Genomic DNA, 7064 nt, shown 5'->3' on the forward strand with positions numbered 1-7064 from the left:
CGCGGGGGGGCGCCCCCCCGGGGCGGCCGGGCCCCGCCGCCCCCGGGGCGGGGCCCCCCGGGGTGCGCCCCCGGCGCCTGCCCCGCGGCGCTCTCGATGAAGTACAGGGGCCTCTGCCCGAAGAAGCCGCCGGGGGTGATGTACCAGAGGTGGCCGTTGCGCTCCTTGGTGGCGGGGTCGAGCGTGGTCGCCAACTGGACGCCCTTGTCGTGGCTGTTCTCCTCCAGCTCGGCGGGTTTGAGGTACCCGCCGTTGAAGGCGTGCACGAGCATCACCGGCCGGTTCTCGACCAACGCGGCCACGATGGCGTTGTCGTAGCTGTTCACCGGCACCGGACCGCCGACCACCAGATCCGACATCGGAGTGCGTTCCTGGGTGTACACCGCTGACACCTCACCTGTTCTGAACGTGGGGCGAAACGCATCGAACACTCGATGCGGGACAAGTGGGGACACGTCCACGACTTCACGCGATGCGACCCGCGAAAGCGTGACGCGCTGGAACAGATGTCACCAGGTATACCGCACGGCGATACCGGCCACCAGAACGTCACCCGATACCGAAGTCGACCCCGGTGGCCGCAATGCTGCGGTGGATCTACCCGGACCACCCTTCGAACGTGTGTGAATGACCACGGGGGGATGCCCGTCGGCCGTCAACGGAGTGACGCAGGGTGACGGCGCGTGCAACGGAGGAGCGACCAAGAGGGGCCGCCACCAGCCCTTTACCCTGAACAGGTGCGGCGTGAGAGGTCCTGGATCCCGCGTCACACACCGTGCTAGCGTCGCGATCGACCCGTGCCGGGTTCGAGTGCGGGTACGTGAACCGCAATTACCTCCCCCAGCACGGTCCACCGCACGGTCACACACATCGGGCGAGGTCGAAGAATGCCTGCGAACACGTACAACCTGGAACGGGTAAAACGCCATCCGCTGACCAAGCGGAATCTGCGGGAACTCAACATCGCGCAGTCCTGGCAGTCCGTCCTGAACCACCCCAACCTCATCTACGTGGACCAGTCCGGAGCGCAGCACAGGCCCATCGGCTTCTCCATCAACAAGTCGAGCTTCGGCACTTTCGACGGAACCGCCAACGACCTGGGCTGGCTCGCCTACCTGCACCTGGGCGAGCCGTTGATCGAGGAACGCGGCAACGTCGACCAACCCCCGCCCGACACGTTCTCCTCCCGCTCCTACGTCAACCGCAGCGACACGTCCGCGGTGAAGTTCACCGACACGGTCAACTTCACCGTCGCCAACGCGGTCACCTGGAACCTGCAGGGGCAGGCCCAGCTGACCTTCGGCGGCAAGGCGAGCGCGTCGCTCCAGCTCCAGCTGCAGAACCAGCTCCAGTTGCAGCTGCAGAACAGCATGCAGAACAAGAACGCCAACACCGTCACCAACAAGAACAGCAAGGACAACATCGGCGTGGACAACGCCAACAACACCGAGTCGGCCACGACGAACGGGATCACCAACGGGACGACGTTCACGGTGCAGGGCAGCGCGACCGGCAGCGCCGAGCTGCACGCCCAGCTGATGTTCGGCATCACCGCCTCCGTCAGCGGCACCCTGACCACGACCTGGGGGTCGTCCTCGCAGGTCTCCGGTGACGTGAAACCGAACTCCCGGGTGCAGACCATCGCCACCCAGCGGCGCAGCCGCAAGCAGTACACCTACGAGATCCCGGTGACCTTCGACGGTTTCCTCGCCGTGCGCTACGCCGTGCCGGTGGACGTCCTGTCGCCCCCGCAGCCCGGCAACCCCGCCCAGGCCCACGTCGTCGCCCGCGACATCGGCGACATCGACCTGACCGGCAACGGCACCTTCCGCGTCAAGGGCGTGGCAGAAGTCGTGTCCGCGCTCGACGTCGACCACACGGTGTTCGAGAGCGAAACCCTGACCTACAGCCCCCGAGCCCTCTACAAGGGCCCGTGACCGGGCGATGCCCACCACTCGACGAGAACACGGCCAGAGGTGACGACCATGGTGTTCGACAACATCTTCAACTTCGCCAACGCGGGAGCGGGGATCTTCTCGGTCGACCGCGACGGGACGAAACCACGACCGGGTGGGAACGTCGACTTCGAGGACGCCGACGACGACACCTACGACGACTCCCACGGCAGCCTGTTCAGCAGCGCGATCCACGGCGCGTCCGACCGCGCCAAGGTCGTGCAGGAACAATCGCCCGAAGCACGAGCGGTGCTGGGCTTCCTCGGCGCCTTCATCGCCAACGCCCAGACCTCGGCCGCCGCACAATCCCGGTACGCCGCCAACCCGCAGTCGATGTCCGACGTGGCCTCGGCCGGCATGACCGCCTCCAGCACGACGGTGACCGGCAACAGCGACCTGAAGAAGGACCCCGACCTGGAGAACCGGCCGAAGAAGAGCGACTTCGCCCAGGCCCCCGAAGCGCCCGAGGCGAAAGCCAAGACACCGCCCGGGACCGCCACCCCCGACGCATGACCGGACGGGCCGACCGGCGTCCCGGGTACCGACTCCCACCGGTCCCGGTCGTCACCCCGTGCTGCCGGACCACATGATCGAGCTGATCCGCGAGCCGCGGCGCCGACCGCGCCGGAACGCGGGGTTCGCGGCCTCGCCGGACCGGTCCGGGACCGGAGGTTCCCGGGTTCCTCGCGCCGGCGCGGCGGCCTGGTCGGATCGGGGAAATGCGCGAAGACGGGGGCGGCGGCGGTCGAGGAAGTCCCGGGCGGCGGCCACCACGCCGAGGTCGTGGCGGCCGAGCCGTGCTCCTGCACCTGGCAGGTGACGCGTCAGAGCCCCAGGCGCCGGTACTCGGCTTCGACCATCTCCGCCCGTTCCGCCGGGTCGATGGCCCGCGGGTCGGCGTCCTTGGTGTCGCTGGGGCGCGCGTACCGGTCGAACGCCGCGATCTTCTCGGCCTGCTTCTCCCGGATGCGCTCATCGATGGTGTCCTTGGCGAGCAGTCGGTGGACCTGGACGACGCCGACCCGGCCCATCCGGTGTGCCCGGGCGACGGCTTGCTCCTCCTTGGACGGACGCCACTGCGGTTCGGTGATGACCACGACCGACGCGGCCTGGATGTTCAGCCCCTCGCCGCCGGTCTCGATCTGCGCCAGCAGCACCGCGTGCCCGGCCTTCCCGGTGAAGTCGTCGATCAGGCCCTGCCGCCGCGCGGCCGGCGTGTTGCCGTCCAACCGGCCGACGACCCCGTCTCCGAGCCTGGCGGAGGCGATGTCGAGCACGCGGTGGAAGTACGAGAACACGATGACCTTGCGCCCGTCGTCCCGGGCCTCCTTCACGATGTCCTCCAGCCGCTCCAGCTTCTCTGACCCGTGATCGAAGGTGGCTTGGCGCATCGCCATGGCGTCCCTGGTCGCGACGGCTCCGCGGTAGGCGTCGAGGTCTCGCGCGCTCGGGAGCACCCAGTCGTCAATCTCGATCTTGTTCGGCAGCTCCGTGAGGACGTCTTCGACGTTGCGCCGCAGGTACACCGGAGCGACCCGGCGTCGGAACTCCTCGGCGTCGACGCTCGCGCCCCCAACGGCCAGGCGTGCGGCCGCGTCCTGCAGGTCGGTGTGCTTGGCGATCTCTTGCACCCAGTTGCCCATCAGGGTCAGCGGGCAGACCACCAGGAAGCGGCGCGGCCCGGTCGCCGCCAGGTGGACCACGGCGGCCAGGGCCTGCACGGTCTTGCCCAGGCCCATCTCGTCACCGAGGATGCACCTGCGCCGCAGGACGGCGAACCGGGCTCCGAACAGCTGGTAGCCGTACAACGTCGCCTTCAGGCCCGCGATGTCCAAGCCGACCGAGCCGACCTCGTTCCACGCGGAAGTCGCGCGTCTCCGGGGAAGTGAGGACGCTGTCCAGGTCCAGCAAGGCGTCGACCACGCGCTGCCTGCGCGACCCCCACGTCATCGCCATGCGCCACCAACTGCGCGCCGGGGCGACGGCGCGGGCGACCGACCCCACGCGCTCGGCGAAGCGCTCCGAGCGTGCCAGCACCGCCGATCGCGTGGCGATGGCCTGCCGGAGGGCGGCGATGACGCACAGGAGGTCGGTGTGGGCGGGATCGGGGCGCTCCGGGTCGAAGCGGATCCGGACCCCGCGGCGGGTCTCCTCGACCAGTTCCCGCGCCGCCTCAGCGGCTCTCACCGCGGTGTGCGGACCGACGCCGTGGTGTTGCCGCAAGGTCTCGGAGTCGTGGGGCAGGAGTTCGGCCACGCTCCTGTACCCGGCGTCCACCAAGGCTCTGAGCTTCGTCCGCTCATCCACCCACGGGCGGAGGTCCGTCACCGGACGTGCGGCCAACCGGGCGTGGACCTCGGCTTCGACCAGTCCGGCGACGCGCGCCCGGCCATCACTCCCCAGGTGCTCCGCACGCTCGGCATGAGCTGCCCCGGCTTCGACCAGGCGGTCCACTTGTCCGAGCAGTTCCCTCGCCCGTCCGCGGACCGATGTGCCCGCCGCGCCCTTCCGCCCCACTTCAGCAGTGTCCACCGGAGGGGGACGACGAGGCATCGGTCATGCGGGTGTCAGCCTTCCGGACGCACACCGGTCCCGACGAACCCTCAACTTCCCAACACGGCTTCGACCTTCGCGTCCCACAACCCGGTCTCCGGGTGGGATGGCCCTCCGGGCACGTGCTGAGCACTGGCGCTGCCACAGGTCGCGCAGGACCGTCAAAAACGCTGCTCCCGTTCGACCAGGCGCAGGTTCACGTCGAGGGCGATCTCTTCGGGCTCCGCAATCCGGCGGTCCTGCGGAGGCCGTGGGACGTCAAGGTGCCAGGACAGCCGGTCCGTGGTTCGGTCGAGGCGGGGTGCGCGCGCGACGATCGAGGATGCCGTGGGTGGCGGTGAGGTGCCGAAGACGGGCCAGGACGCCACCGCGTCCGGGAACGCCGTGGTGGTGCAGGCCGGTCGCGACGCCACGGTCACCGTCCACCGAGGGCACCCGGCGCGGGTGGCGTGGCCGGTGCGGGTCGGGCTGCCGCACACACCGGCCGACCACTACCGGCAACGCCACGCCCACACCGAACTGGTGGAGGCGTTGGCCGCCGGGCACTCGGCCGTGCTGGTCGGCGGTGGGCGGCGCGCGGGCGTGGTCGTGTCGGGGCTGGGCGGGGTCGGCAAGTCCCAACTGGCCGCCCACCACGCCTGGCGGGTGTGGCGCGACCCGCCCGCACGACCGCCGACGCCCTCCGCACCATCTGGCCCACCATCGACACCACCTCGCCCAAGCCTTGCGCTCCAACACCACCACCCTTCACACCCACACCACCCCCGCCCTGCTCACGCCCGCACTCCACGATGTGCTCCAACGCGCGGGGGAGTTCTCTGAGCGGCAGCGGCCAGGTCCACGCCGCCGTCACCTACTGGAACACCCTCCACGACCACACCCGCTTCCGGCTGGGCCCCGACCACCCCGACACCCGCACCACCCGCGGCAACCTCGCCCACTGGCGGGAAGTGGTGGAGCGACAGGACGCCGACACCCGACGAATGACGTCTGCCGTTCCCCGGTTGACGCGTCGAGCCGTGTCACTACGGAATTCCGAATCGGCCGTTTCGGTAACACGCTCGACACATGTGGACGATTCCACGCGCCCTTGACCTGCCAAAACAATCATCGAACGCCACCGGCTCGGCGGTATGGGCATGCCGGACCGGGAAAGTATCGTTTCGGATCCGCCGGGTTCATAAACGGCGTTGCCGATCGGTTTCCGAGCTCCGCTCGCACCTCTCGGGTGACCGATCGGCGCTTCCCTGCACCCTCGCCTGAAAGGGTTGCCCAGTGAGTTCTCCGCGTATCGTCCGATTAGCCGGTGCGGTCGTCCTCGCGATCGGTCTCGCCATTCCGTCCCTGCCCGCGGTCGCCGCGCCCAGCGGTGTGGCGACCACGTCCTCCACCTCCGCACCGCGCGTCTCCCTCGGTATGGCCGAGGCGATGCAGCGCGACTTCGGCCTCACCGCCGAGGGCGTGCAAACACGCCTGGCCCAGGAGGAAAAGGCCCGTGGTGTCGAGGTCGTCGCCCGCAAGGTCTACGGCGCCGCCTACGCGGGCAGCTGGTTCGACCCCGCGACGGGCAAGCTCGCCGTCGCGGTGGCCGGTGACGCCGCTGCCGACAAGACCGGCCTCGACGTGACCGTCGTGCCCGTCGCGCACACCTACGCCCAGCTCGACGCCACCAAGACCGCGCTCGACCGGCTGGCCGGCAAGGCCGCGCCCGCCGGGGTGAACGGCTGGTACGTCGACGTGCAGACCAACACTGTCGTCGTCACCGTCAACCGGCACAAGGTCGACGCCGCCGTGACGGAGTTCGTCGACGAGGCGAAGTCCCTGCACCACGCCGTGCGCGTGGTGCAGGAGGACCACTCCCCCGTGCCCTACGCCGACGTCGTCGGCGGCTGGCCGTACTGGATCAACAACGCGGGCCGGTGCTCCATCGGCTTCGCCGTGTACGGCGGGTTCGTGACCGCAGGCCACTGCGGCACCCCCGGCTCCCAGGCCACCGACCAGTACGGCGCGCTCTACGGCTACTTCGCCGGCTCCACGTTCCCCTACTACGACTACGCGTGGGTGCGGACCGTCGCGGGCGTGAACCTGTGGGGCTACATGGAGGGCTACAACGGCTACTGGTACTACGTGCGCGGTTCCGCGCAGGTCCCGGTGGGCTCCGGCGTGTGCCGCTCGGGCTCGACCACCGGGATGTGGTGCAACTACATCCAGGCCCGCAACCAGACCGTGAACTACCCCCAGGGCGTCGTCTACAACCTGACCCGCACGAACGTCTGCGCCGAGCCCGGCGACTCCGGCGGCTCGTGGCTCAGCTCGAACCAGGCCCAGGGCGTGACCTCGGGCGGCTCGGGCAACTGCTCGACCGGCGGAACCACGTACTACCAGGAGGTCAACCCGATCCTGTCCGCCTACGGCCTGTCGCTGATCCTGTCCTGATCGCCGACACGTCCCCCATCCGTGGGTGGGCGCGGGCCCGGGGGCCGATACGCGAGCAGCCACGTGGGGCGCGGGGGGGGGGGGTTGGGGGTGGGGTGGGCGGCCAGGCGGTCCCCCACA

The 7064-nt window shown here is 69.8% G+C and carries 7 protein-coding genes; 3 read left to right on the plus strand and 4 right to left on the minus strand.

Annotation, left to right across the window (positions count from 1 at the left end):
* On the minus strand, window positions 1-359 hold a 359-nt coding region (locus ACFXGA_RS12795), incomplete at its 3' end, for a hypothetical protein (protein WP_378087222.1).
* 528 nt (window positions 360-887) lie between these two features.
* Between ACFXGA_RS12795 and ACFXGA_RS12800 the strand changes: the two genes are divergently transcribed.
* On the plus strand, window positions 888-1937 hold the full coding sequence (locus tag ACFXGA_RS12800; RefSeq protein ID WP_378087224.1) for a hypothetical protein: 1050 nt from the start codon (window positions 888-890) through the stop codon (window positions 1935-1937).
* A gap of 48 nt (window positions 1938-1985) precedes the next feature.
* Window positions 1986-2468 carry a hypothetical protein gene (locus tag ACFXGA_RS12805; RefSeq protein ID WP_378087225.1) on the plus strand — a complete coding sequence of 161 codons (483 nt, stop codon included), beginning with the start codon at window positions 1986-1988 and terminating at the stop codon, window positions 2466-2468.
* A gap of 311 nt (window positions 2469-2779) precedes the next feature.
* On the opposite strand, the gene ACFXGA_RS12810 is transcribed toward ACFXGA_RS12805, so the two are convergent.
* The 3 genes from ACFXGA_RS12810 to ACFXGA_RS12820 all read right to left on the minus strand — a co-directional run bounded on the left by ACFXGA_RS12810 (window position 2780) and on the right by ACFXGA_RS12820 (window position 4927).
* Window positions 2780-3790 (minus strand): DEAD/DEAH box helicase, encoded by a 1011-nt coding sequence (locus tag ACFXGA_RS12810; RefSeq protein ID WP_378087227.1) that lies wholly within the window; start codon window positions 3788-3790, stop codon window positions 2780-2782.
* Window positions 3699-4409 carry a hypothetical protein gene (locus tag ACFXGA_RS12815; RefSeq protein WP_378087229.1) on the minus strand — a complete coding sequence of 237 codons (711 nt, stop codon included), beginning with the start codon at window positions 4407-4409 and terminating at the stop codon, window positions 3699-3701. Before ACFXGA_RS12815 ends, ACFXGA_RS12810 begins: the two co-directional genes overlap by 92 nt.
* 260 nt (window positions 4410-4669) lie before the next feature.
* Window positions 4670-4927, minus strand: a complete 258-nt coding sequence (locus ACFXGA_RS12820) for a hypothetical protein (RefSeq protein ID WP_378087231.1) — start codon at window positions 4925-4927, stop codon at window positions 4670-4672.
* 856 nt (window positions 4928-5783) lie between these two features.
* Between ACFXGA_RS12820 and ACFXGA_RS12825 the strand changes: the two genes are divergently transcribed.
* Window positions 5784-6944, plus strand: a complete 1161-nt coding sequence (locus ACFXGA_RS12825) for a S1 family peptidase (protein ID WP_378087233.1) — start codon at window positions 5784-5786, stop codon at window positions 6942-6944.
* Window positions 6945-7064 lie beyond the last annotated feature (120 nt).

The sequence above is a fragment of the Actinosynnema sp. NPDC059335 genome, assembly GCF_042752395.1.
Classification (GTDB): Bacteria; Actinomycetota; Actinomycetes; order Mycobacteriales; family Pseudonocardiaceae; genus Actinosynnema.

Bases quoted from the DNA above. Each gene is read 5' to 3' on its own strand.
- ACFXGA_RS12800 (WP_378087224.1), top strand. From the start codon at position 888: ATGCCTGCGAACACGTACAACCTGGAACGGGTAAAACGCCATCCGCTG.
- ACFXGA_RS12805 (WP_378087225.1), top strand. From the start codon at position 1,986: ATGGTGTTCGACAACATCTTCAACTTCGCCAACGCGGGAGCGGGGATC.